Below are 23,627 nucleotides of genomic sequence, written 5' to 3'. Positions count from 1 at the left end.
ATGAACTCAATGACAGGCCGAGCCCGCGTTGGCGCTAACCAGGGGGATGCCAATGGTGGGCGCGCGCGAGACCGGCAGGCTGAGCACCCGGCCCACCTCGTTCAGGAACACATCCCAGTCATGCATGCCGCTGAGCGTGGCCACATACTGGCCGTCGCGCAGAAACAGCAGGCTGGGCCAGCGCTGCGAACCGTAGCGGCGTGCCAGGTCTTGCTCCAGCTCGCGCGGCACGACGGCCATCTCGAAACGGCCACCCAGGGCACGGCGCAGCTCGGGCAGCACGACGGCCACGTCCTGGCCTTCGGGGAACTGCACCGGGTCGCCGGCGAACAGCACGACGCGGTCGCCACCCTGCTCGGCCCAGGCCTGGATGCTGTCGCCATCCACCCAGCTGGCGCCATGCTGGCTGACCAGGCGGGCGATCAGGCTCTCGGGCACACGGGCTTGCGGGGCTTGCACCGGCAGATTGAGGCGGGCCTCGCTGCCTTCGCTGTCCAGCGGATTGGGCTTCATCTCTGTCTCCATCATGGTTCAGGACTGGCCGGAAAGGGCCAGCAAATCCTCGCGGCTCAGGCGCGAGGGCAAATCAAAACTGGCCATCTGAGCGGTATCAAGCCCGCCAACACCGCCCTGGCCCGGCTCGGCCGTCAGCAGGCCCAGCATCTGTTCCAGCGTGCTATTGATCTCGGCGGCGCGATCCGGGCTCAGGCGCTCGTGGGCCGAGTCCAGAAAGGCCAGCACCCAGTCGCCGAGCCGCAACTCGCCCACCAAGGCGGTATTGAGCTGCTTGAACTCACCGCCGCGCGCCTCGCACAAGGCATGGCCGGGCGTGATGGCCCGCACCTGCATGGGGATACCGATACACATGTCTTGCTCCATCAAACCGGGGCGGGAAAGAAGCGCTCGTCGCCGATGCGGCAGGCCAGGCTTTCGGAGGGCCGGGCACTCTCGTAGCGCTCCAGGCCCAGCTCCAGAAAGGTGACGGCCTCGCGCTCGTCCAGCGGCCGGCTGCGCGGGCGTGGCTGGGCGCCCCAGTCCTGCAGGCGCTGCAGGCCCAGACGCAAGGCCTCTTCCAGCGCCGCCTTGACGACGGGCCGCAGGCTGCCGCCGTAATCCTCCAAATACTCGGGCTGGCAGCCGAGCAGCAGGATGCGGCGCGGGAATCTCTCGGTCAGCTGCGCCAGCATCAAGACCTCCTGGAAGCCGGTCTGGTGCAAGCTCATCTTCTTGGCGCCCATGAAGCGCGGCACCTCATCGCCCTCCACCAGCTTGAGCGTGCCGGGGGCCAGGCCGTAGTCGATGGCGTCGAAGATCAGGAGGCTGTCGGCCTCCTGCACATGCTGGATCAGGTAGAGGCCCTGAGTGCCACCGTCGATCAGCTGCACATGAGGGGCGAACTCGTAACGGGCCTGCAAGGCCTCGATGCAGCGCACGCCAAAGCCCTCGTCGGCCCACAGCACATTGCCTATGCCCAGCACGCAGATGGTTTCGGACATCACATCAGTCCTTGAAAGTGCGATGGCCCGAGATCATGGTGCTGACCACGCTGGAGCGGCCCATGATGTCCTCGCGGATGGCGGCGTAGACGTGCAGGATCACGAACACGATCAGCGCCCAAAGCCCCAAGTGATGCCAGGTATGCACGTCCTGCGACTGGCCCAGCAGCGGGATCACCCAGCCGAACAGCTTGTCGGCCCAGGAGCCGGCCTGCGTGCCCTCGCCATACATGGCAAAGCCGGTGAAGACCATGAAGATCGAGGTCAGTAGAAAGAGGAAGAACATGGCAAAACGCGCCAGCGGGTTGTGGCCCACATACTGGCCCGGCCGCGGCGAGAGGAAGGCATACCACTTCAGCATGCCCACGACCTCGTGCCAATAGGCCTTCTGGAAGATGGGCACCCAGAACAGCTCGCGCGCATGGTGGTTGCCCACCAGGGCCCAGTAGAGGCGCCCGATCAGGCCTATGGCCAGCAGATAGCCGGCGGCGAAATGGGCGAAGCGGATATAGCCCATCACATAGTGGGCGCTGGCCTCGCCCACCACGGTGGGCAGGGGCGAGCCGATCAGATAACCCGTCAGCGCCAGCACCGTGATGGCCAGGGCATTGACCCAGTGCCACAGGCGCACCGGCGCTTCGAACACATAGGCCGATTTGATGGACGAGGTACGCGCGGCGTCGACGGTATCAAAGGTCTGGCTGGGATCGCCGTTCGCGGCGGCGGATGTGGAAGTGGCAGACATGGGCAACTCCTGGTCTTGTTCCGGGTTGGGAGTTGAGCCGCTCAGAGCCGGCTCAGCAGCATCAGCAAACCACTGGCCGCCAAGGCCATGGCCAGGCCCTGGCCCAGGCGCGCCGGCAGACGCGCCAAGGCGCTGCCCATCAAAAGCCCCAGACCATGCAGCAGGGCCGAACCCAGCATGAAGCCGCCAATGAAGAGGCCGGCCGAAGTACCCGTCACCCACTCCAGGCCGTGGGCCTGGCCATGCACCCAGGCCGCCGCCGCCAGCACCAGCAAACCCAGACCGGCGGGCGCACGGCCGCCCACCAGCAAGAGCGCGCCGAAGGCCGCCACACTGGCCGCCACCCAGACCTCCAGCTGCGGCAGCACCCAGCCGCCCAGGGCCGCCAGCGCGCCAGCCAAGAGCATGGCGAGGAAGAGAGCCGGTGCGCCCAGGCGCGCCCGCCCCTGCCAGAGCTGACTGGCCCACACGCCCACGGCCAGCATGGCCAGCAGATGGTCCAGGCCGGTGAAGGGGTGGGCAAGGCCGGCCAGCAGGCCGCCATCATGCGCGGCATGAGCGTGGTCGAGATGGCCGCCATGGGCTTGGGCGCTGGCCGCCAGGGCCAGGGCGGCCAGGCCCAGGCCGCAGTGCAGAACCTTGTTGTGCTTGATCGTCATGATTGCAAATCTCCTGTTGCGGGGCGGCTTCAGCGCACCTTGACCGAGGTGAGTTCCTGGCCGTCCGGGCTCATCACATGGGTGGAGCAGGCCAGGCAGGGATCGAAGGAATGCAGGGTGCGCAGGATCTCGACCGGCTGCTCGGGATTGACCATGGGCGTGTTCATCAGACTGGCCTCGAAGGCGCCGATCTGGCCCTTGGTGTCGCGCGGGCTGCCGTTCCAGGTGGTGGGCACCACGCATTGGTAGTTCTCGATGCGGCCGTCCTTGATCTTGATCCAGTGGCCCAGGGCGCCGCGCGGCGCGGCCACCGTGCCCACGCCCTTGGCCTCCTTGGGCCAGGTGCTGGGGTCCCATTTGTCCGCATTGACGGTCGTGCTGTCACCGGCCTTGATATTGGCGACCAGCTCCTTGAAGTCGTCCATCATCATCTCGGCGCAGTACTGCGACTCCAGCGCGCGCGCCAGGGTCCGGCCTATGGTGGTGGGCAGCAGCTGCTTGGCGGTGTACTGGGTCTCGGGCAGGCCCAGGGCCTTGGGGATGGCGCTGTTGATGGTCAGGGCCGAGGACTCGACCTGCTCCTTGACCCGCTGCGAATACTTGTGGCCCTTGAGCGCATGGGCATAGCCGAGGATGTAGCGCGACAGCGGCCCCACCTCCATCGCATGGCCGCGCCAGCGCGGCGACTTGATCCAGGAGTATTTGGCGCTTTCGTCGATCTCCTGGATATGGGTGCGCGTGCCCTTGGTCTTGGCGCCCAGCTCGTAATTGGGTTCGGTGACGCCGTCCCAGGGGTGCAGGCCCTTGCTCTCGTCGGCGTATTTGTACCAGCTGTGCGGAACGAACTCCTGCACCTGCTCGGGGTCGCGCGGGTCCACCGGCAGGATCTCGTCCCAGTTGCCCTTGATGATGGCGCCGCCCGGCAGTTGCTGGGTGTCCTTTTTGTGCATCACCTTCTCATAGGTGCCGTAGTCCATCACACTGGTGGCCGAGAGGCCGCCGCCGTAGAGCCAGCCATGCTGTTTGTAGATGGTGCCTATGGCTAGCACATCGGGGACGTAGACATTGTTGTTGAATTCGATCATCTCCTTGATGCGGGCCTCGATGAAGTTGAGCCGCTCCATATTGATGGGGGCGCCGGCCGCACCGTCCTTGTCGATATTGATGGCGCAGGGCACGCCGCCCACCAGGTAGTTGGGGTGCGGGTTCTTGCCGCCCAGGATGGTGTGGACCTTGACCCATTCCTTCTGCAGGTCCAGGGCCTCCAGATAGTGGGTGACGGCCATCAGATTGGCCTCGGGGGGCAGGACATAGGCCTTGGAGCCCCAGTAGCCATTCATGAAAGGTCCGAGCTGCCCGCTTTCCACGAATTTCTTCAGCCGGTTCTGAATATCGCGGAAATAGCCTGCCGAGGACAAGGGATGGGCAGGCGACACCAGCTGCTGCAGCTCGGAGGTCTTCCTGGGGTCGGCCTTCAGCGCCGACACCACGTCCACCCAGTCCAGCGCGTGCAGATGGTAGAAATGCACGGCATGGTCGTGGACCTGCAAGGTCTTGGCCATGATCTCGCGGATCAGATAGGCGTTCTTGGGGATGATGATGCCCAAGGCGTCCTCCACCGCGCGCACCGAGGTCAGCGCGTGGCAGCCGGTGCAGACGCCGCAGATGCGCTCCACAAAAGCCCAGGCGTCGCGCGGGTCGCGGCCTTTGAGAATCACCTCCAGGCCCCGCCACATGGTGCCGGTGGAGACGGCGTTACGGATGACGTTATTGCTGTCGAGATTGACCTCGCAGCGCATATGGCCCTCGATGCGGGTGACCGGGTCGACCACCACGCGGCGGCCACCGTTGTCCAGCCTGAAACCCTGAGTTTCATAAGCACCCATGTCTTGCTCCTTTTTTGGATTTATTGCTTGGCCGCCGTGTCGGCGCTGCCACTGGCGGCCCGCTTGATGGCGGAGATGGCCGCATGCGCCGCCACCGCCGCGCCCACCGTGCCAGCCGCCGCCATGCCGACCTTGTCGGCATTGGCCTCGATGCCGAATTGCGGGATATTGGTCAGGCGGTCGTAGAAGGAGCCCTTGTCCCAGAAGCCGTCTTCCGAGCAGCCTATGCAGCCATGGCCGGCCTTGATGGGGAAGCTGGTGCCCTCGTTCCACATCACCGTCGAGCAGGCGTTGTAGGTGGTCGGGCCCTTGCAGCCCATTTTGTAGAGGCAGTAACCGCGCCGCGCCGATTCATCGTCGAAGGACTCGACAAACTGGCCGGCGTCGAAATGCGGCCGGCGATAGCATTTGTCGTGGATGCGCTGGCTGTAGAACATCTTGGGCCGGCCCTGGCGGTCCAGCTCGGGGATGCGGTCGAAGGTCAACATATAGGTGATGACGCCCGTCATCACCTCGGCAATGGGCGGGCAGCCCGGCACCTTGATGATGGGTTTGTCGAAGATCACCTTGTGCACCGGCGTGGCCTGGGTCGGGTTGGGCTTGGCCGCCTGCACACAGCCCCAGGAGGCGCAGGAGCCCCAGGAGATGATGGCCTTGGCGTCCTTGGCCACATGCTTCAACTGCTCGATAAAGGGCTTGCCGCCGATGATGCAGCTCATGCCGTCCTGGTTCAGCGGGGGGTTGCCCTCCACGGCCAGGATGTAGTTGCCCTTGTACTTGGCCATGATCTCTTCCAGGATGGCCTCGGCCTGGTGGCCGGCGGCGGCCATCAAGGTGTCGTCATAGTCCAGCGAGATCATCGAGAGCACCACATCCTTGGCCAGCGGGTGGGCCGAGCGTATGAAGGACTCCGAGCAGCAGGTGCACTCCAGGCCGTGCAGCCACAGCACCGGCGTGCGCGGCTTGGTCTCCATGGCGTGCGCGATCTGCGGCACAAAGCTGGGGGCCAGGCCCAGCGAGGTGGCGGTCAGCGAGCAGTATTTGAGGAAGCTGCGGCGCGATATGCCCTGACGGCGCATGACCTCGTAAAAGGTTTCCATCGTTGCTTGTCTCCGTGTTGTTTGACTTGGGCTTGGCCTCGCTCAGGCCCGCACAAGCCTTGATGCAAGTCACGCGCCAGCTTGGCCCGGTGCGCGGGAATACCCCGAACAAGCACCGCAAGTGCTTGTTTTTGAATGTGAATATCAACCCGACCCGGCCGGAGTGGGCGGGGCCGTGAAGGCCGCTGCAAGCTCGCCTTGCCAATCGAAGCACGTACTGCAAACTGGCTTTCCACTGCTGCCATTTCAGTGCGCAAACGCCCAGCCTGCACGGCAGTCGCGGCACGGGGCAGGCCTTAAAATGGGCGCTTCACGCGGCTCGCGCGTCCCATTCTTTTCAAGATCCCCCATGGAATACCCAGGCAATCTTTTCGTCGTCGCAGCGCCCAGCGGGGCTGGCAAATCCAGCCTGGTGAAGGCCTTGCTGGAGCTGGACTCCAAGCTGGATGTGTCCATCTCCCACACCTCGCGCGCACCGCGTGGTCAGGAGCAGCATGGCCGCGAATACTGGTTCACCAGCGTCGCAGAGTTCCGCGCCATGGCCGAACGGGGCGAGTTCTTCGAATGGGCCGAGGTCCACAGCAATCTCTACGGCACCTCGCGCGCCGCCATCGAGGCCCGCATGGCCCATGGTGACGATGTGGTGCTGGAGATCGACTTCCAGGGCGCACTGCAGATCAAGCAGCTGTTTCCCTATGCCGTGCTGATCTTCATCCTGCCGCCCAGCTGGGAGGAGTTGGAGCAGCGCCTGAACCGCCGCGGCGACACCGACCCGGCCGTCATCCATCAGCGCATGAGCAATGCCCGCATCGAGGTGGCACAGGCGCAGAAGTTCGATTTCGTCGTCGTCAACGCGGTATTTGACACGGCTGTTTTTGACCTCAAGTCGATTGTTCACGCGCAGCGGTTAAAATACGCCGCTCAGCGCCGAAACCGCTCCGCCGTTTTCCGCGCGCTCGAACTCCCCTGAATTCATTTGCACACCTGGACTGGAACCTACACATGGCCCGCATCACTGTTGAAGACTGCCTGACCAAGATCCCCAACCGCTTCCAGTTGGTGCTCGCAGCGACCTACCGTGCTCGCATGCTGAGCCAAGGCCACACACCCAAGATCGAAAGCAAGAACAAGCCCGGCGTGACCGCGCTGCGCGAGATCGCCGCCGGTGAAGTCGGCATCGAAATGCTGCGCAAGGTGCCGGTCTGAGTTTCGGCCGCGGCGCCTGGCGCCGGATCCAAGAGGCACCTGCGGGTGCCTTTTTTGCGCCCGTTTTGTGCCCAAATGCTCTGGACAAGGCCGAAAAAACCCATGCCATCGCTCGCCCGGCCAGCACATGCCTGCCGAGCCTGCCGTGATGCGGTAAATTCGCCCCATGGGTTTCCGATCTTTTGCCGTCTCACGTCTTCCTGCCGCGCTGTCCAGTCTGCCGGGTCTTAGGCCTGCGCCCGCAGCCCCCGAGCCCACCGCGGCCGAGGCCGCGTCTTTTGATGCCTTGGTCCATCGCCTGAGTTATCTGCCCAAGGCCGATATCAAGCGCATACGCGAGGCCTATAAATTCGCCGACGAGGCCCATCTGGGCCAGTTCCGCGCCAGCGGCGAACCCTATATCACCCACCCCATCGCCGTGGCCGGCCTGTGCGCCGACTGGCGCCTGGATGCGCAAGCCATCATGGCCGCCCTGATGCACGACGCGATGGAGGACTGCGGCGTCACCAAGACCGAGCTGATCGAGCGCTTCGGCGCCCCCACCGCCGAGCTGGTGGATGGGCTGACCAAGCTGGACAAGCTGCAGTTCTCCACCAAGGAAGAATCCCAGGCCGAGAGCTTTCGCAAGATGCTGCTGGCCATGGCCCGTGATGTGCGGGTCATCCTGATCAAGCTGGCCGACCGCCTGCACAATATGCGCACCATGGAGGCGATGGCACCGGCCAAGCGCCGCCGCATCGCGCGCGAGACCCTGGACATCTACGCCCCGATCGCCCACCGCCTGGGCCTGAACCAGATCTACCGCGAGCTGCAGGAGCTGTCCTTCTCCCACATCTACCCCTGGCGCCATGCGGCCCTGAGCAAGGCCATCGCCAAGGCCCGCGGCAACCGGCGCGATCTGGTCTCGCGTATCGAGCGCGATGTGGAAAAAGCCTTTGCCGCCTCGGATCTGCGGGTCGAGGTGCAGGGCCGCGAGAAAACCGTTTACTCCATCTACCAGAAGATGCGCGACAAGCACCTGAGCTTTGCCCAGGTCAGCGATATCTTCGGCTTCCGCATCGTGGTCCACGACCTGCCCAGCTGCTATCTGTCCCTGGGCGTGCTGCACCAGCTCTACAAGCCCCAGCCGGGCCGCTTCAAGGACTACATCGCCATCCCCAAGCCGAATGGCTACCAGTCCCTGCACACCACCCTGGTCAGCCCGCTGGGCACGCCGGTGGAGTTCCAGCTGCGCACCGAGTCCATGCATCTGGTGGCGGAAAAAGGCGTGGCCGCCCATTGGCTGTACAAAAACGAGGGCAGCGGCGGCGGCGGCCCCGAATCGGCCCAGCAAATGGGCTCGCGCTGGCTGCAGTCCCTGATCGATATCCAGGACGAGACCCGCGACGCCAACGAGTTCCTGGAACACGTCAAGATCGACCTCTTCCCCGACGCCGTCTACGTCTTCACGCCCAAGTCCAAGATCATGGCCTTGCCGCGCGGCGCCACGCCGGTGGACTATGCCTACGCCATCCACTCCGATGTGGGCGACCATTGCGTGGCGGCCCAGATCAATGGCGAGCCCGTGCCGCTGCGCACCGAGTTGCGCAGCGGCGATGTGGTGGAGATCGTCACCGCCGCCGGCGCCCGCCCCAACCCGGCCTGGCTGAGCTTTGTGCGCACCGGCCGGGCGCGCTCCAAGATCCGCCACTTCCTGAAGAATCTGGAGCAGGACGAGTCGCGCGACCTGGGCGAGAAAATGCTCTCGCAAGCCCTGCGCGCCGAGGGCCTGGCCCTGCCCAGCCTGGACGACGAGGACAATGCCGCCGCCCAGCTCTGGCAGCAGCTGGCCCGCTGGGCCGGCAACCGCCATATCGACGAGCTGCTGGTGGAAATCGGCCTGGGCCGCAAGATCGCCACCATCGTGGCCAAGAAGCTGGCCCGCATGCTGGCCGAACAAGGCCAGCGCCCCGACGCCGTCATGCTGACCATGGGCCGCTTCAGCACCGAAGAGGCGCCCGCCCAGGGCCAGGTCACGCTGGACGGCAGCGAGGGCGCCTCGGTGCGCCTGGCCAGCTGCTGCCGGCCGATTCCTGGCGATGAGATCAAGGGTTATCTGGGCCGCGGCGAGGGCCTGCTGGTGCACACGGCCGAATGCCAGGTGGGCCGCAAGCTGTTCCAGCGCGACAGCGAGCACTGGATCGCCGTGCACTGGGCCGAGGAGCTGAGCCGCCCCTTCGAGGCCGCCGTCGCCCTGCTGCTCAACAATGGCAAGGGCGTGCTGGCCCAGGTGGCCCAGGCCGTCAGCGCGGCCGAGGCCGACATCACCCATATCCAGATGAGCGACGAGTCGCAGCAGCGCGAGACGGCCGAGATGAATCTGCTGCTCTCGGTGCGCGACCGCCTGCACCTGGCCGAGGTCTTGCGCACCCTCAAGCGCTCGCCTGCGGTGTTGCGGGTCTGGCGAGTCAAACCTACTTGATGGGCTCCGGGTAACGCACCGCCACCACCTCGATCTGCTCCAGGCCGCCCGGCGTCATCAGCTGCAACTCATCGCCCTCGCGGGCCTTCAGCAGCACCCGTGCTATCGGCGAAACCCAGCTGACCTCGCCGGCCAGGCTGTCGGCCTCGTCGATGCCCTTGATGGTGATGGTGCGCTCCTCCCCCTTGGCATTGGCATAAGTCACGGTGGCGCCGAAAAAGATCTGGTCGCTGCCGTGGTGCAGGCTGGGGTCGGCCACCTCGGCGATGTCCAGGCGTTTGGTCAGAAAGCGCAGGCGGCGGTCGATCTCGCGCAAGCGCTTCTTGCCGTAGAGGTAGTCGCCGTTCTCGCTGCGATCACCGTTCTTGGCCGCCCAGGAGACGATCTCGACGATCTTGGGCCGCTCCTCGTCCAGCAGGCTCATGAACTCGCCGCGCAGGCGCGCATAACCCGCGGGCGTCATGTAGTTGCGTGTGCCCTGCGGCAGGGCGGGCAGGGCCAACTCATCGTCGTCCTCAGAGTCGCTCTCTTTGGTGAATGCCTTGTTCATGCGTGTATTGTCTCGCCAAGAACATCGCCTGGAGACACAAGCATGACGGTCGCGCTTCCACAGCCTTCGGACGGTCCCCTGAGCGGTTTGCGGGTGATAGAAATGGCCGGCATAGGCCCGGGCCCTTTTTGCGGCATGTTGCTGGCCGATATGGGGGCCGAGGTGATTGTGGTGGAGCGGCCGGCCGCCCTGCGCAGCCTGGGGGCGGGCGAGGCCATGAACCGGGGCAAACGCTCCATCTGCCTGGACCTGAAGACGCCGGCCGGCCAGCGCGCCGTGCAAGCCTTGATCAACAGCGCCGACGCCTTGATCGAAGGCTATCGCCCCGGCGTGATGGAGCGCCTGGGCCTGGGCCCCGAGCGTTTCACCGCCAGCAACCCCCGCCTGGTGTTTGGCCGTGTCACCGGCTGGGGCCAGAGCGGCCCGCTGGCCCAGGCCGCCGGCCACGACATCAACTACGTCGCCCTCACCGGCGCCCTGTCTTTCGCCAGCCGGGCCGGCCAGGCGCCCACCCTGCCCGCCACCTTGCTGGGCGATATGGCGGGCGGCGCCATGTTTCTGGCCTTTGGCCTGGTCTGCGCGCTGCTGGAGGCCAGGCGCAGCGGCCAGGGCCAGGTGGTGGACGCGGCGATGATCGACGGCGTGGGCACGCTCAGCGCCCTGGTGCATTCGCTGCGCGCCAGCGGCATGTGGCCCGAACAGGCGGCGCAGAACTTCTTTCTGCACAGCTCCCCCTTCTACGACAGCTTTGAATGCGCGGACGGCGGCTTTGTGACCCTGGGCGCCATCGAGCCCCAGTTCTACGCCGAGCTGCTGCAGCGCCTGGAACTAGGCGATGTCGACCCCGCCGCCCAGTACGACACGCGGCTGTGGCCGGCCCTTCGCGAACGGGTCGCAGCCCGCATCAAGAGCAAGAGCCGGGCGGCCTGGAGCGCCTTGCTGGAAGGCACGGACGCCTGCTTCGCGCCGGTGCTGAGCCTGGACGAGGCCGCCCAGCACCCGCATCAACAAGCCCGCGGCAATTTCGCCCGGGTGAACGGCCACTGGCAGCCCGCCGCCTCACCACGCTTCTCGCGCAGCCGGCTGCGGCCACCGCAGGCCGGGCCGCAGCCGGGCGCCGACACGCGGGCGCTATTGAATGAGCTGGGATTCGAGGCCGCCGAGATTATGCAAATGCTGGCGAGCCGCTGAACGAATCAAAATCAAAACAGGCAAAATCGAAATGCAAATTGAAAAAGCCCCAGCGATTACTCGCCGAGGCTTTCCGATTTCTTCTTATTTTGGTGCGGCTGGCAGGATTCGAACCCACGACCCCTTGGTTCGTAGCCAAGTACTCTATCCAACTGAGCTACAGCCGCTTCAAGCCCTCTACTATAACACGAATATTTCTTGTTTTTGCAAGAATTTGCTGAAATTTGCAAACTCTGCTTGGCAAGTCATTCGCCATAGCGACCGTCTTGCAACGGCCGGGCTGTGATTTGTTTTTCAACAGTGTTGCTAGTATAAACCAGAAATTCGCTGCAATTGAATGTTTTCAGTATCTTTCGAAACTTTCTTCATTCACGCATTTGCGAAACAACCTTGCTGCAAATCTCGTGCAGCTGTTTTCCAAATCTCCTGCGCGGTATTGCTGCCACGCCGGCCATTCAAAAAACATCTGCCTACATAAATAGAAAAAGCCCCAGCAATTGCTTGCTGGGGCTTTCCAATTTCTTCTTATTTTGGTGCGGCTGGCAGGATTCGAACCCACGACCCCTTGGTTCGTAGCCAAGTACTCTATCCAACTGAGCTACAGCCGCGAAGCCTTGCACTATAGCACGCCTTTTGCGGGCCAGGCAAGAATATTCAAAAAATCTTCTTATTGCAGCAGCGCGGCGGCCTCGAAACAGCGCGCCCGGCGATCCTGATCGCCGTCCTGTTCGGCCAGCTGGGCCAGGGTCAGCCAGCTGCGGCGGCGCGCCGCCACACCCACCTCATGGTCGTCGCAGACCTGCTCCAGCATCAAGCGGGCCTTGCCCCAGAGCTGGCGCTCGGCCAGCGCATGGCCCAGGGCGTAGGCCAGGTATTTATCGCGCGGGAAGCGCTGCACGGCCGACTCCAGGCGCTGCAGCCATTCGGGTGCCAGGCCCGGCAGCACCGGCACCAGGCTTTCGGCCAAGGCGGCTCGCTCATCGTTTTGCAGCTCGGCGATATCGTCCCAGAAGGGGCGCAGCCAACCGCGCCCATCGTCCGGCGAACCCAGGGCGGCCGCACGGCTGGCGGCGCGGCAGGCCACCAACACATCGCGGCGGTCGGCGCTGTCCAGTTGCTGCCAGACCTGGCGCAGCTGATCGACATCCCGCGCGCCGTCCAGCGCTTCAAAAGCCAGCGAGCGCAGCAAGCCTTGCGCCGCCACCTTGGAAAAACCCTGGTGCTTGGCCAGCAGGCGGGCGGTGCGCAAGGCCTCCAGCGATTGCTTGGCCAGGCGGCTGGCCTGCAGCTTCAGGCGCAAGGCCTGGGTGCGGCGCGCCACGCCCGGGTTCAGATCGGCCAGCAGACCCAGGGCACGCGGCGCATCGCGATCATCCAGCGCCCATTCGGCGGCCAGCAGCAAGGCGCCCTCTTCCTGGGCACGCCCGGCCGAGCTGCGCCGCGCCAGTTCCAGCGCCTGGCTCAGCTGCTCGTCACGGCGACGGCGGTCTTGCAAGCGGTGCGCGCTATGGGCCGCCAGCAGATGGCCCAGGGCGAGAAAACCTTCGTCCTGCGCCAACTCTGGCGTCTGGGCATGGATGCTCAGCGCCCGCTGGGCGGCCTTCTGAGCGCGGCCGTAGCGGGCCCCGAAGAACTCGCCCAAGGACTCGCGCAACGCCAGCTGAGCACTGCGCTCGCGCTGAGCCAGGCGCCACTCCTTGGCACGCCGTGGCAGGCTGATCATGGAGCCCACGGTCTGAATGGCCGTCACCAGGGCAAAGCAGCTGCCCACCAGCACCAGCAGGAAGAGGTTGAGCGACACATCAAGGCGCCAGCCATTCCAGTAGAAACTCGCCAGTCCGTCGTTACGACCCAGCACCAGGGCGGCCACCACGGCCACCGAAAAAAGCAAAACCAACCAGATGATGGTGCGCATGAAATTCGGGCCCCTGTTCTTCAGCGGCCGGCGGCCGCGGCGGAGAGCGCGGCCAGCGTGTCGTCGGGGCGGGGCACGATGACCTGGCGGGCTTGGCCGGCCACCTGGCGCAGCAGATCGCCGGCCACCTGCACCTTGCGGGAGCGGCCGTCGAAATAGCGGTTCAGCATTTCCTGGCTGTCACGCAGATCGGCCTGCGCCGTCTCGAACTGGCGGCTCAGCAGGGCCAGGCGTGCATTGAGCAGGCGCAGCTTGATGTTCTCGCGCAGGAAGAAGGCCTGCTCGGGCGCCAGCAAGGCCGCCTCCGGGTGCTCGATGCGGGTGACGCGGATCAGGCTGCGGGTCTCGGTCCAGGCCAGGGCGGCGGTCTCGCGCAAGCCTTTTTTGGCGGTCCACCACCATTGGGCCAACTCGCCGTCGGCGGCGGTCGGCGGCTTTTCCTCGGCCGCCGCCGAGGCCTTGAGCGGCCGGCCGCTGCCGGGCCGGAGGCGTGGCTCCTCGGCCGCCGCCTTGGGCTCGGCCGCTTTTTCGGCATTGACCGTCAGCGGCAGCTCGTCGAGCAGGCGCACCACCTCGTCCAGCTTGATGGTCAGGGTCGATACATCGACCACGCTGACCGATTTGACCCGGTCCAGATCGCGGGCCACGGCGCGGCGCACACCTTCCATGCGTGGCTGCTTGTAGCGCAGCAAGCGCTCATCGGCCAGCTTGAGCGTCACCACCAGGGGCTCGGCACTGCCGGTGATGGCCGACTGTTGCAGGGCCACGCGGATGGAGGCCTCGATATCGCCGATCACGTTCTCGTCCCGCGAGCGCGACATGGACTGGATCAACTCCTCCAGCTGGCCGCGCTGCAAGGCCACCTCGGCCAGGCGGGCGTCCAGCAAGGCCACCTTGGCGGCGGTGTCGCGGGTCAACTCCTGCGAGGCCTTGGCGGCCGCCTTGGCCTCACCGGAATTGGTCTGGATCAGCTCCTGGCGGCGCACCAACTCCTGCTCCAACGCCTGCTGGCGGCTCATGCTCTGCCAGCCCAGGCCCAGACCGGCCAGGCCGAGCAAGCCGGCGGCGATGGGCAGCCATTGCGAGCCTGGGGAGGTTTTATCGGACGCCTGAACACGGGATTCAGGGGCAGCGGCCAGCGTCGGCGCCTGGGGCGCGGACGCGGTTTCTGGGGAGTTTTGTTGGGTATCGCTCACGGTGCAAATGATTGTAGGGGTCAGCCCTGCATGGCCTGAAAGGCCTGCACCAGGGCGGGCGCATCGGGTCGCGCCAAAACCACATGCCCAAAACCCAGGGCTCGCGCGGCCTCGGCAATGCGGGCGTGGGTGGCGATGCAGGCACGCTGGCCCCAGGCCGCATCGCCCGCGGCCAGGGCCGCCAGATTGGCCACCCCCTCGGCACTGCTGAGCAGCCAGACCGAGGCTTGGGGCGCGGCCAGCAAGGCCCGCAAACGCGCCTGCCCGGCGGCGTCCAGCTCGGGGCAGCGGCGGCTGTAGACGCTGAAAGCGGTGACATCAGCACCGCGCTCGCGCAGGCGCTCGGCCAACCACTCGCGGCCACCGTCGCCGCGCAGCAGCAAGACCTGCCGCCCCTGCCAATCGCGTGGCTGCAGCAGGGGCCAGAGGTGTTCGGAGTCCAGGCTGGCTGCATCGGCCGGCGGCTGCAGGATCAGCTCGGCCGGCACGCCCGCCGCCTGCAGGGCCCGGGCGCTGCCGGGACCCACACAGGCCGCCAGGCAGGCCGCCGGCCAGGCCTGAGCGGCCGGGCGCTGGGCAAAGAAATGCTGGACCGCATTGGGGCTGACGAAGAAGGCTAGGGCCGCCGTGGGCAAACGCAGCCAGGCCGCGGCCGCTTCGGCGGCCGCCCCGTCCCGGGACGCAATCTCGATCAGCGGAAAGCTCTGCGCCGCCACCCCCAGGCCGGCCAGCCTTTGCAGCCAGTCTTGGGTCTGGGCCAGCGGCCGGGTCAGGATCAGGCTGCGAGCAGGCCCCATGCGAGGCCCTCCTAGGCCTGGGGAAGATAAGCGGCCGCGCCCAGGGCCATCAAGGCCTGGGCCGCCTGCAGGCCCAGGGCTTCAGCGGCCGCCGCCGTCTGTGGCTGCCCTTGCAAGCGCGTCTTCAGCAGGGGATGGGTCGGATGCTGGGCATTGCCGAGCGCGGCGCTGAGCTGCAAGACCCCGTCCACCCAATGCGCATGCGCGGCCAGGGGCACGCTGCAGCTGCCGCCCAGGGCGCGCGAAACGGCGCGCTCGGCCAGCGTGGCCAGCCAGGTCGGCCGATCGATCAGGCCGGCGATCCGCGCCTTCAACTCGGCCGCATCGGCACGCAGTTCCAGACCCAGGGCACCCTGGCCGGCGCAGGGAATCATCGCCTCGATATCGAAATAGCTGCGGATGCGATCGCCCGCGCCCAGGCGCTTCAGGCCGGCCGCGGCCAGCACGATGGCGTCGTAGCCGCCCTCGTCCAGCTTGCGCATACGGGTGTCCAGATTGCCGCGCAAGGGCTCGATGCGCAGGTCCGGCCGCAAGGCCAGCAGCTGCACCACCCGGCGCAGGCTGGAGGTGCCGACGACGGCGCCCTGCGGCAGCTCGTCCAGCGTGGCATAACGGTTAGACACCAGGGCGTCGCGCGGATCCTCACGCTGCAGGATGGCGGCCAGCTCGAAGCCCTCGGGCAGCTCCATCGGCACATCCTTCAGCGAATGCACGGCCAGCTGGGCGCGGCCTTCTTCCAACGCCGTCTCCAGCTCCTTGACGAACAAGCCCTTGCCGCCCACCTTGGAGAGGGCACGGTCCAGGATCTGGTCGCCCCGGGTGGTCATGCCCAGGAGCTCGACCCGCAGGCCTAATTCGGCTTCCAGGCGGGCCTTGACATGCTCGGCCTGCCACAGGGCCAGGCGGCTTTCACGGGTGGCGATAACGACGGTTTGGGTGGGCTGCGTTTGACTCATGCGGTAATTATCGACCAGCCCTTACTCCCCCTCCATCGGGCCGCAGCATCGCCGACCGAAGAGTCGAAAAAAGAAACTGCTAAAGTCAGAATCCAGTAACTTCGTTACATCGCGGCGGCAGCCGCCGCGCAGCCCGGTCCCTTCCATCCTCCACGAGCCCCGCCATGTCATCCAAGCCTGCTGCATCCGTGAACGCCGCCAAGAAGAAGAAAGCCCGCCCTTCGGCCAGCCCAAGCCGGGCCAGCAGTGCCGCCGACAAAAATCTGCCCCTGACCCATGACATCCGCTTGCTGGGCCGTATCCTGGGCGAGGTGATCCGCGAGCAGGAAGGCCGCGAGGCCTATGAACTGGTGGAAAAAGTGCGCCAGCTCTCGGTCGCCTATCGACTGAAGCGCGACGCCCAGGCCGGCAAGAGCTTCGACAAGCTGCTCAAAAGCCTCAGCGGCGAGCAGGCGGTCAGCGTGATTCGCGCCTTCAGCTATTTCTCCCACCTGGCCAATATCGCCGAGGATCGCCACCATGTGCGCCGCCGCGAGGTGCACGAGCGCGCCGGCAGCCTGCAAGCCGGCTCGCTGGCCTTCGCCCTGGAGCGCCTGCACGAGGCCGGCGTGCGCCCCAGCGAGATTGCCAAGACCTTGCAGCAAGGCTTTATCTCGCCGGTGCTGACCGCCCACCCCACCGAGGTGCAGCGCAAAAGCATTCTGGACGCCGAGCGCGCCGTGGCCCAGCTGGTGGAGCAGCGCGACGGCCTGCACACCGAGCGCGAACTGGCCGCCAACGAGGCCTTGATCCGCGCCCGCGTCACCCAGCTCTGGCAGACCCGCATGCTGCGCTACAGCAAGCTGACGGTGGCCGACGAGATCGAGAACGCCCTGTCCTACTACCCCAGCACCTTTCTGCGTCAGATCCCCAAGCTCTATGCCGAGCTGGAAGAAGCCCTGCCCGGCCACGATCTGAACAACTTTCTGCGCATGGGCCACTGGATTGGCGGCGACCGCGACGGCAACCCCAATGTCACCGCCGCCACCCTGCGCCATGCGCTGGCGCGCCAGAGCGAGATGGCGCTGCGCCACTACCTGACCGAGCTGCATGAGCTGGGCGCCGAGCTGTCCATCTCCTACCGTCTGGCCAGCATCAGCCCCGCCATGCAAGCCCTGGCCGAGCGCAGCCCGGATCGCAACGAGCATCGCATGGACGAGCCCTACCGCCGCGCCTTGACGGGCATGTACGCACGCCTGGCCGCCAGCCTGCACCAGCTGACCGGCACCGAGGCCTTGCGCCACGCCGTCGCCCCGCAAGCGCCCTATGCCGGCCCGGACGAGCTGCTGGCCGATCTGCGCATCATCGAGGACTCGCTGCGCAGCCACCATGCCGGCGCCCTGATCGCGCCACGCCTGACGCCGCTGATCCGCGCCGTTCGGGTGTTCGGCTTCCATCTGGCCACCCTGGACCTGCGCCAAAGCTCGGACCAGCACGAGGCGGTGGTGGCCGAGCTGCTGCGGGTGGCCCGCGTACAGGCCGATTACAGCGCGCTGGACGAAGCCCAGCGCCGCGAGCTGCTGATCCAACAACTGCAGGACGCCCGCCCGCTGCGCGTGCATGGCGGCGAATACAGCGAGAAGGCGCTGGGCGAGCTGGCGATCTTCGAAGCCGCGCGTGAATCCCTGCAGCGCTTTGGCCGCGAGTCCCTGCGCCACTACATCATCAGCCACACCGAATCGGTCAGCGATCTGCTGGAAGTGCTCTTGCTGATGAAGGAGGTGGGCCTGTTGCGCGGCACGCTGGACGGCGAGGCCACCAGCGATCTGATCGTCTCGCCCCTGTTCGAAACCATTGGCGACCTGCGCCTGGCGCCGACCATCATGGCCGAGTTCTACGCCCTGCCCGGCATCGCCGGCCTGCTGGTGCGCAGCGGCGCCGAGCAAGACATCATGCTGGGCTACTCCGACTCCAACAAGGACGGCGGCGTCTTCACCAGCAGCTGGGAGCTCTACCGCGCCGAGATCGCCCTGGTCGACCTGTTCGCCCAGCTGCGCGCCCGGCACGGCATCACCCTGCGCCTCTTCCACGGCCGCGGCGGCACCGTCGGCCGGGGCGGCGGCCCCAGCTACCAGGCCATCCTGGCCCAGCCCCCCGGCACCGTGAACGGCCAGATCCGCCTGACCGAGCAGGGCGAGGTGATCGCCTCCAAATACGCCAACCCCGAGATCGGCCGCCGCAATCTGGAAACCCTGGTCGCCGCCACGCTCGAGGCCACGCTGCTGCACCCGACCAAGAGCGCGCCCAAAAGCTTTCTGGAGGCGGCGCAGACCCTCTCCGACCTCAGCTTCCAGGCCTACCGCGGCCTGGTCTACGAGACCGCCGGCTTTGCCGAGTACTTCTTCGCCGCCACGCCCATCCGCGAGATCGCCGAGCTCAATATCGGCTCGCGCCCGGCCTCGCGCAAGCCCAGCCGAGCGATCGAGGACCTGCGCGCCATCCCCTGGGGCTTCAGCTGGGGCCAGAGCCGCGTCGCCCTGCCCGGCTGGTGCGGCTTCGGCTCGGCCGTGCTGAGCTTCCTGGGCGCCGAGGGCAGCGAGAGTTATGCCGGCCGCCTGGCCCTGCTCAAGCGCATGGACAAGCAATGGCCCTTCTTCCGCACCCTCTTGTCCAATCTGGACATGGTGCTGGCCAAGACCGATCTGGGCATTGCCCAGCGCTATGTGGACCTGGTGGAAGACAAGCGCCTGGGCAAGCGCATCTGCGCGGCCATCCAGGCCGAGTTCGAGCGCACTGCCCAGGCCCTGACCCTGATCACCGGCGAGACCGAGCGCCTGGCCGCCAACCCGGCCCTGGCCCGCTCCATCGAGCACCGCTTCCCCTATATCGATCCGCTGAACCATTTGCAGGTCGAGCTGCTGCGCCGCTACCGCGCCATTCCGGCGGACAAACGCGCCCAGGACGCCAGCCTGGAGCGGGTGCAACGCGGCATCCACCTGTCCATCAACGGGATTGCGGCGGGGCTGCGCAATACCGGTTGAAGAGGGCTCTAAACTAGCGGCACCGTTCAACTACATGGCCTTGCATCGATCATGTCCGCCGCCCCGCTAACGCCACCCGCCCGGGGCGACACCCTGGACGCCATGACCGTGCTGCTGCAAGCCTGGAAACAGGGCGATGGCCAGGCGTTCGCCCGCGTGGCCGAGGCCTTGCAGAACGACTTCATGCGCATGGCCGCCGCCCGGCTGAAGGGCAACGAGGCCATCACCCTCAGCCAGGGCGAGGTGGTCAACGAGGCCTGGCTGCGCCTGATGAACTCGCCCCAGCACTGGGAGAACCGGGCGCATTTCTTCGCCACCGCCTCGCTGACCATGCGCAGCGTGCTGCGCGAATATGCGCGCGCCAAGCTGGCCGACAAACGTGGCGGCCGGCCGCAGCAAGTGCCGCTGAGCGAGGCCGAGCTGGGTGAGGAGTCGCAGGCCGCCGAGCTGCTCAATCTGGACGCCTTGCTGAGCCAGTTCAGCCGCCAGGACCCGCGCGCCGCCCGGGTGCTGGAGCTGAGCTATTTCACCGGCCTGCAGCGGGCGGATATTGCCGAGATCCTGGACATCTCCATCCCCACGGTGGACCGCGAGCTGCGCTTTGCCCGCGCCTGGCTGAGCGAACGCCTGGAACACACGATCGGTCCCTGAAGCCCGCCCCCCACAACAGCATGAGCGTGCAAGAAGACGCCAGCCCGGCCGAGTTCACGGAACTCAAGGCCTTGTTCAACGAGCTCTGCGAGCTGCCCGATGCGGCGGCGCAGAATGCGCGCCTGGACGAACTCAAGACCCCGGCCCCGCTCAAGCTGCGGGTGCTGAGCTTGCTGGCCCAGCAAACCGGTGAACAGTCCCGTTTTGCCCGCCCCCTGCTGGAGACCCTGGCCGGCGGCCCCGAGTTGCGCGTCGGCGACACCGTGGGCGCCTGGCGTTTGGTCTCGGTGCTGGGCCATGGCGGCATGGGCCAGGTCTACCTGGCCGAGCGCAGCGACGGCCACTACCAGCAGCTCGCCGCGCTCAAGCTCTTGCGCAGCTGCAACGACGAGGCGGCCCTGGCCCAGCTGGCGCATGAACGGCAGATCCTGGCCGGCCTCAATCATCCCCATATCGCCCGCCTGATCGACGGCGGCACCACGCCGCGCGGCCGCCCCTATCTGGTGATGGACTATGTGCAGGGCGAGTCCCTGCTGCGCTACGCCCTGCGCCAGCGCCTGAACCTGCGCGAGCTGCTGAACCTGTTCGGCATGGTCTGCGACGCGCTGGCCTATGCCCACCGCCAGCTGATCCTGCACTGCGATATCAAGCCCAGCAATGTGCTGGTCGACCTGGACGGCCGCGCCATGCTGCTGGACTTTGGCGTGGCCCAGCTGCAGGGTGGGGACGGCCGCGCCGGCAGCGACACCCTGGCCGCCACGCCCCGCTATGCCAGCCCCGAGCAATTGGCCGGGCGGCCGGCCAGCGCCGCCAGCGATGTCTTCGGCCTGGGCCGCCTGCTGCAAGAGTTGCTGCGCTGCTCCCCCGCCCTGCTGACGAGCTTGGGCGAGGGCCGCCAGCGGGAGTTGCAAGCCATCGCCGCCAAAGCCACCCACGAAGACCCCGAGCAGCGCTACCTCAGCGTGCCCGAGCTGCAGGCCGATCTGCAGCGCTTCAGGCAACACCGGCCCCTGCAGGCCTTGGCGCCCACCCGGCGCTACCGCAGCCAGAAATTCCTGCGCCGGCATTGGCCGGCGGTAAGCGTGGCCAGTGCCACCCTGCTGCTCAGCAGCGCTTTCACCTGGCAGGTGATGGAGGAGCGCGACCGGGCCGAGAGCGCACGCAGCGCCGCCGCCCAGGTCAGCGACTTCATGCTCAATCTCTTCATCACCAACGACCCCTCCTTCGACGTGCCGGCGGCCAAGCTGCTGAGCGAGGCCCAGACCCAGCTGGAGCAAGGCCTGGGCGAGCAGCCCGAGGTGCAGGCCCAGCTCTACCTCTCGCTGGGCATCGTGCAGAAGAACCGGGGCGAGCTCAAGACCGCCCGCCAGCTGCTGGCGCGCGGCGCCGAGATCGAGCGCAGCCTGGGCGGCCAGAACATCCTGGCCGCCCTGCACTTCCAGCTGGGCGACACCGCCAATCAGAGCGGCGACTATCCGCAAGCCATGGCAGCCGCGCTGGAAGGCCTGCGCCTGCGCCAGGCCATGAACCCGCCGAATAGCAATAACGTCAACGCCTCCAAAGCCCAGGCCGGCTTTCTGTCCGCCATGGCCGGCCACGCCGAGCAAGGCCTGCCCCTGCTGGAGGAGGCTTTGCGCCAGGCCGAGGCCGAGCGCCCCGGCAGCCACGCCCATGCCCTGGCCCTGTCCTACCTCTCCACCCTGCGGCGCGAGGCGGCCGACTACCCGGCCGCGGCCGAACTGGCCCGCCGGGCGCTGGACATCCGCCTCAAGATCGACGGACCCCAGCACCCGCGCAGCATCAAGATGCGCGAGGACCTGGCCCTGATCCGCGCGCTGATGGGCGCCGGCGCCCAGGGCATTGCCGAGCTGCAGGCCTGCATCCAGCAGCGCGAGGAGCAGAGCGGCAAGCAGCATCTGAGCCTGGCCCGCAGCTGGGACTTGCTGGGCCGGGCCCACAGCGCCGCCGGGCAGTTCGAGGCCGCCATACAAGCCCATGAGCGGGCCCGCGCAATGCGCGAGAGACTCGGCCAGCAAGACAGCGGCGTCTACCACCTGGGCCTGCTGAAGCTGGCCCAGGCCCAGCTGCAACTGGGCCGCAAGGAAGCCGCCCGCCTGCATTTGCAAGCGGTGCTGGACTACGGCTTTGCGCCCACCCAGCCCAGCTATCAAAAAGCCCGGCAAGCCATGGCCCTTGCCGAGTCCTGAAGGGTTAGCGCCTCAAGAAAACCCGGCGCCGGCCGACAAACCGGGAGAACAACGCCCGGGAGACCCCAGCATGGACCTCAGCAACACCGCCCTCGTCAACAATGCGGGCAGCTCGGCCGCCGGCTCGGTGCAGGCCAGCGCCCAGATCTTTGTGCTGCGCAAGGCCATGGATCTGCAAGCCCAGGGCGCGCTGGAGTTGCTCAACTCCGTGCCGCCCCCACCGGCCCTGGCCAGCAGCGGCACGCTGGGCACCCGGCTCAATGTCTACGCCTGAGCCTCAGCGTCAATCCTCGCCCGACTCGGGCAGGTGAATCATGCCGGTGTGGTAGTTGTACTCAAACACCTCACCGTAGCGGGCCCACTCGATCGCCACCTTGAGCACGCGCTCGGCCTCCTGCGCGTCCATGCTCTCCTGCAACAACCTGAGGAAGGGCTCCTCGCGCAGCTCGCCGTCCTCCTCCTGCTCCAGGCTGTGGCGGATGAAGGCGGCCAGCGGCACATGGGCCAGCAGCTGCTGGCCAAAGATCTCACGGCGGAACTCGTGTTCGCCCGCCACATAGCGCTCGCCCAGCGGCGTGATCCAGATATCACCCGAGGCCAGCTGGGCCAGGCCCAGGCGATGCAAGGCATCGGCCAGGGGCAGCAGCTCGTCGTCGGTCAGCTCGCTTTCCTCGGCCAGCTGGGGCAGGTCGGCACGGCCCTTGAAGCTGTCTTCGGCCAGCAGCTCCAGCAGGCTTTCCATCAAGCCCACCTCGGCCTCGGGCAGGCGGTCGGACAGATGCGGATGCAAGGCATGCGCCTGGCCCTGCGCGCTGAGGGCGGCGCCGGCCGTCATCAGGCCGTAGACCTCGTCGATCAGCAGGCGGACCTCGGGGCTATCGGGGTTGCGGGGGCGCGGCAGGCGGATCGGCAGCTCGGCCCGCACCCGGCCCGGATTGCTGGAGAAGATCAGCACCCGGTCGGCCATCATCACCGCCTCCTCGATATTGTGAGAGACCACCAACATCGCTTGCGTGGGCATCTCGCCGCCGGCCCACAGCGCCAGGATCTCGTTGCGCAGGCGTTCGCCGGTCAGCACGTCCAGGGCCGAGAAGGCCTCGTCCATCAAGAGCACGGCCGGCTCCATCACCAGGGCACGGGCCAGGCCCACGCGCTGGCGCATGCCGCCGGAGAGCTCGCGCGGCAGCGCGCCCTCGAAGCCGGCCAGGCCAATCATCTCGATGGCGGCCTCGGCCCGCTTGGCCCGCTCGGCCGGCGCAATGCCACGCGCCTCCAGGCCTAACTCCACGTTTTGCTGCACCGTCAGCCAGGGGAAGAGCGCAAAGGACTGGAACACCATGGCAATGCCTTGGGCCGGGCCAAAAATCGGTTGGCCCCGGTAGCGCACATCGCCGCCATCGGCCGCGATCAGGCCGGCCATGATGCGCAGCAAGGTGGACTTGCCCGAACCCGACTGGCCCAGCAGCGCCACGATCTCGCCCTGCTCCAGGCGGAAGTCCACGCCCTCCAGCACGGCGCGCGAGCTGCCGTCCGCGGACTTGAAGCTCTTGGCCACATTCTTCAATTCAATCAAGGCGCTCATCGCTCAACT

At 66.8% G+C, this 23,627-nt stretch carries 21 protein-coding genes and 2 tRNA genes; 8 read left to right on the top strand and 15 right to left on the bottom strand.

Features of this window, described 5'->3' with window-relative positions:
• Positions 1-6: 6 nt before the first annotated feature.
• Genes HNP55_RS11370 through HNP55_RS11340 form a run of 7 tightly spaced genes read right to left on the bottom strand, consistent with a single transcriptional unit; the run spans position 7 to position 5,886 of the window.
• Positions 7-513 carry a hydrogenase gene (locus tag HNP55_RS11370; RefSeq protein WP_184299305.1) on the bottom strand — a complete coding sequence of 169 codons (507 nt, stop codon included), beginning with the start codon at positions 511-513 and terminating at the stop codon, positions 7-9.
• A gap of 18 nt (positions 514-531) precedes the next feature.
• Positions 532-867: a HypC/HybG/HupF family hydrogenase formation chaperone gene (locus tag HNP55_RS11365; RefSeq protein ID WP_184299303.1), complete on the bottom strand. Its 336-nt coding sequence runs from the start codon at positions 865-867 to the stop codon at positions 532-534.
• An 11-nt stretch (positions 868-878) separates the two neighbouring features.
• Positions 879-1,496, bottom strand: a complete 618-nt coding sequence (locus HNP55_RS11360) for a HyaD/HybD family hydrogenase maturation endopeptidase (protein ID WP_184299301.1) — start codon at positions 1,494-1,496, stop codon at positions 879-881.
• A gap of 4 nt (positions 1,497-1,500) precedes the next feature.
• Positions 1,501-2,241 carry a Ni/Fe-hydrogenase, b-type cytochrome subunit gene (gene cybH / locus HNP55_RS11355; RefSeq protein ID WP_184299299.1) on the bottom strand — a complete coding sequence of 247 codons (741 nt, stop codon included), beginning with the start codon at positions 2,239-2,241 and terminating at the stop codon, positions 1,501-1,503.
• A gap of 41 nt (positions 2,242-2,282) precedes the next feature.
• Entirely contained in the window at positions 2,283-2,900 is a 618-nt protein-coding gene (locus HNP55_RS11350; protein WP_184299297.1) for a HupE/UreJ family protein, read from the bottom strand.
• 29 nt (positions 2,901-2,929) lie between these two features.
• Positions 2,930-4,786 (bottom strand): nickel-dependent hydrogenase large subunit, encoded by a 1,857-nt coding sequence (locus HNP55_RS11345; RefSeq protein ID WP_184299295.1) that lies wholly within the window; start codon positions 4,784-4,786, stop codon positions 2,930-2,932.
• 20 nt (positions 4,787-4,806) lie between these two features.
• On the bottom strand, positions 4,807-5,886 hold the full coding sequence (locus HNP55_RS11340; protein WP_184299293.1) for a hydrogenase small subunit: 1,080 nt from the start codon (positions 5,884-5,886) through the stop codon (positions 4,807-4,809).
• Between the two features lie 349 nt (positions 5,887-6,235).
• On the opposite strand from HNP55_RS11340, the gene gmk reads away from it, so the two are divergent.
• From gmk to HNP55_RS11325, 3 genes are all read left to right on the top strand, one after another.
• Positions 6,236-6,856: a guanylate kinase gene (gene gmk, locus HNP55_RS11335; RefSeq protein WP_184299291.1), complete on the top strand. Its 621-nt coding sequence runs from the start codon at positions 6,236-6,238 to the stop codon at positions 6,854-6,856.
• 32 nt (positions 6,857-6,888) lie between these two features.
• Complete coding sequence (gene rpoZ, locus HNP55_RS11330; RefSeq protein ID WP_124452325.1) at positions 6,889-7,092, top strand: DNA-directed RNA polymerase subunit omega; 204 nt, start codon at positions 6,889-6,891, stop codon at positions 7,090-7,092.
• 166 nt (positions 7,093-7,258) lie between these two features.
• Positions 7,259-9,553 carry a RelA/SpoT family protein gene (locus HNP55_RS11325; protein WP_184299289.1) on the top strand — a complete coding sequence of 765 codons (2,295 nt, stop codon included), beginning with the start codon at positions 7,259-7,261 and terminating at the stop codon, positions 9,551-9,553.
• On the opposite strand, the gene greB is transcribed toward HNP55_RS11325, so the two are convergent.
• Entirely contained in the window at positions 9,546-10,103 is a 558-nt protein-coding gene (gene greB / locus HNP55_RS11320; protein ID WP_184299287.1) for a transcription elongation factor GreB, read from the bottom strand. The two genes, HNP55_RS11325 and greB, sit on opposite strands and share 8 nt — an antisense overlap.
• Positions 10,104-10,145: 42 nt before the next feature.
• On the opposite strand from greB, the gene HNP55_RS11315 reads away from it, so the two are divergent.
• A complete protein-coding gene (locus HNP55_RS11315; RefSeq protein WP_184299285.1) occupies positions 10,146-11,294 on the top strand; it encodes a CaiB/BaiF CoA transferase family protein in 1,149 nt (382 codons plus the stop codon).
• 90 nt (positions 11,295-11,384) lie between these two features.
• On the opposite strand, the gene HNP55_RS11310 is transcribed toward HNP55_RS11315, so the two are convergent.
• The 6 genes from HNP55_RS11310 to hemC all read right to left on the bottom strand — a co-directional run bounded on the left by HNP55_RS11310 (position 11,385) and on the right by hemC (position 16,158).
• Positions 11,385-11,461: transfer RNA gene (locus tag HNP55_RS11310), tRNA-Arg, on the bottom strand.
• Positions 11,462-11,825: 364 nt separating this feature from the next.
• Positions 11,826-11,902: transfer RNA gene (locus tag HNP55_RS11305), tRNA-Arg, on the bottom strand.
• A gap of 59 nt (positions 11,903-11,961) precedes the next feature.
• Entirely contained in the window at positions 11,962-13,209 is a 1,248-nt protein-coding gene (locus tag HNP55_RS11300; RefSeq protein WP_184299283.1) for a heme biosynthesis HemY N-terminal domain-containing protein, read from the bottom strand.
• A 20-nt stretch (positions 13,210-13,229) separates the two neighbouring features.
• Entirely contained in the window at positions 13,230-14,405 is a 1,176-nt protein-coding gene (locus HNP55_RS11295) for a uroporphyrinogen-III C-methyltransferase (RefSeq protein WP_348648692.1), read from the bottom strand.
• Between the two features lie 20 nt (positions 14,406-14,425).
• Positions 14,426-15,202, bottom strand: coding sequence for a uroporphyrinogen-III synthase (locus HNP55_RS11290; protein WP_184299281.1), 777 nt, complete (start codon positions 15,200-15,202; stop codon positions 14,426-14,428).
• 11 nt (positions 15,203-15,213) lie between these two features.
• Entirely contained in the window at positions 15,214-16,158 is a 945-nt protein-coding gene (gene hemC, locus HNP55_RS11285; protein WP_184299279.1) for a hydroxymethylbilane synthase, read from the bottom strand.
• Between the two features lie 164 nt (positions 16,159-16,322).
• On the opposite strand from hemC, the gene ppc reads away from it, so the two are divergent.
• From ppc to HNP55_RS11265, 4 genes are all read left to right on the top strand, one after another.
• Positions 16,323-19,178 (top strand): phosphoenolpyruvate carboxylase, encoded by a 2,856-nt coding sequence (ppc, locus tag HNP55_RS11280; protein WP_184299277.1) that lies wholly within the window; start codon positions 16,323-16,325, stop codon positions 19,176-19,178.
• A gap of 51 nt (positions 19,179-19,229) precedes the next feature.
• The gene (locus tag HNP55_RS11275) at positions 19,230-19,829 is read left to right on the top strand and encodes an ECF-type sigma factor (protein WP_184299275.1); all 600 of its coding nucleotides are present in this window, start codon (positions 19,230-19,232) and stop codon (positions 19,827-19,829) included.
• A gap of 20 nt (positions 19,830-19,849) precedes the next feature.
• Positions 19,850-22,036: a serine/threonine-protein kinase gene (locus HNP55_RS11270; protein ID WP_184299273.1), complete on the top strand. Its 2,187-nt coding sequence runs from the start codon at positions 19,850-19,852 to the stop codon at positions 22,034-22,036.
• Between the two features lie 70 nt (positions 22,037-22,106).
• On the top strand, positions 22,107-22,310 hold the full coding sequence (locus HNP55_RS11265) for a putative motility protein (protein ID WP_184299271.1): 204 nt from the start codon (positions 22,107-22,109) through the stop codon (positions 22,308-22,310).
• 9 nt (positions 22,311-22,319) lie between these two features.
• Here HNP55_RS11265 and HNP55_RS11260 read toward each other — a convergent pair whose 3' ends face one another.
• The gene (locus tag HNP55_RS11260) at positions 22,320-23,618 is read right to left on the bottom strand and encodes an AAA-associated domain-containing protein (protein WP_184299269.1); all 1,299 of its coding nucleotides are present in this window, start codon (positions 23,616-23,618) and stop codon (positions 22,320-22,322) included.
• Between the last annotated feature and the right edge of the window lie 9 nt (positions 23,619-23,627).

It is taken from the genome of Roseateles oligotrophus, from assembly GCF_014204525.1.
Classification (GTDB): domain Bacteria; phylum Pseudomonadota; class Gammaproteobacteria; order Burkholderiales; family Burkholderiaceae_C; genus Paucibacter_A; species Paucibacter_A oligotrophus_A.
The sequence above is the reverse complement of the archived record's forward strand: the minus strand, read 5'-3'. Positions and strand labels throughout refer to the sequence as shown.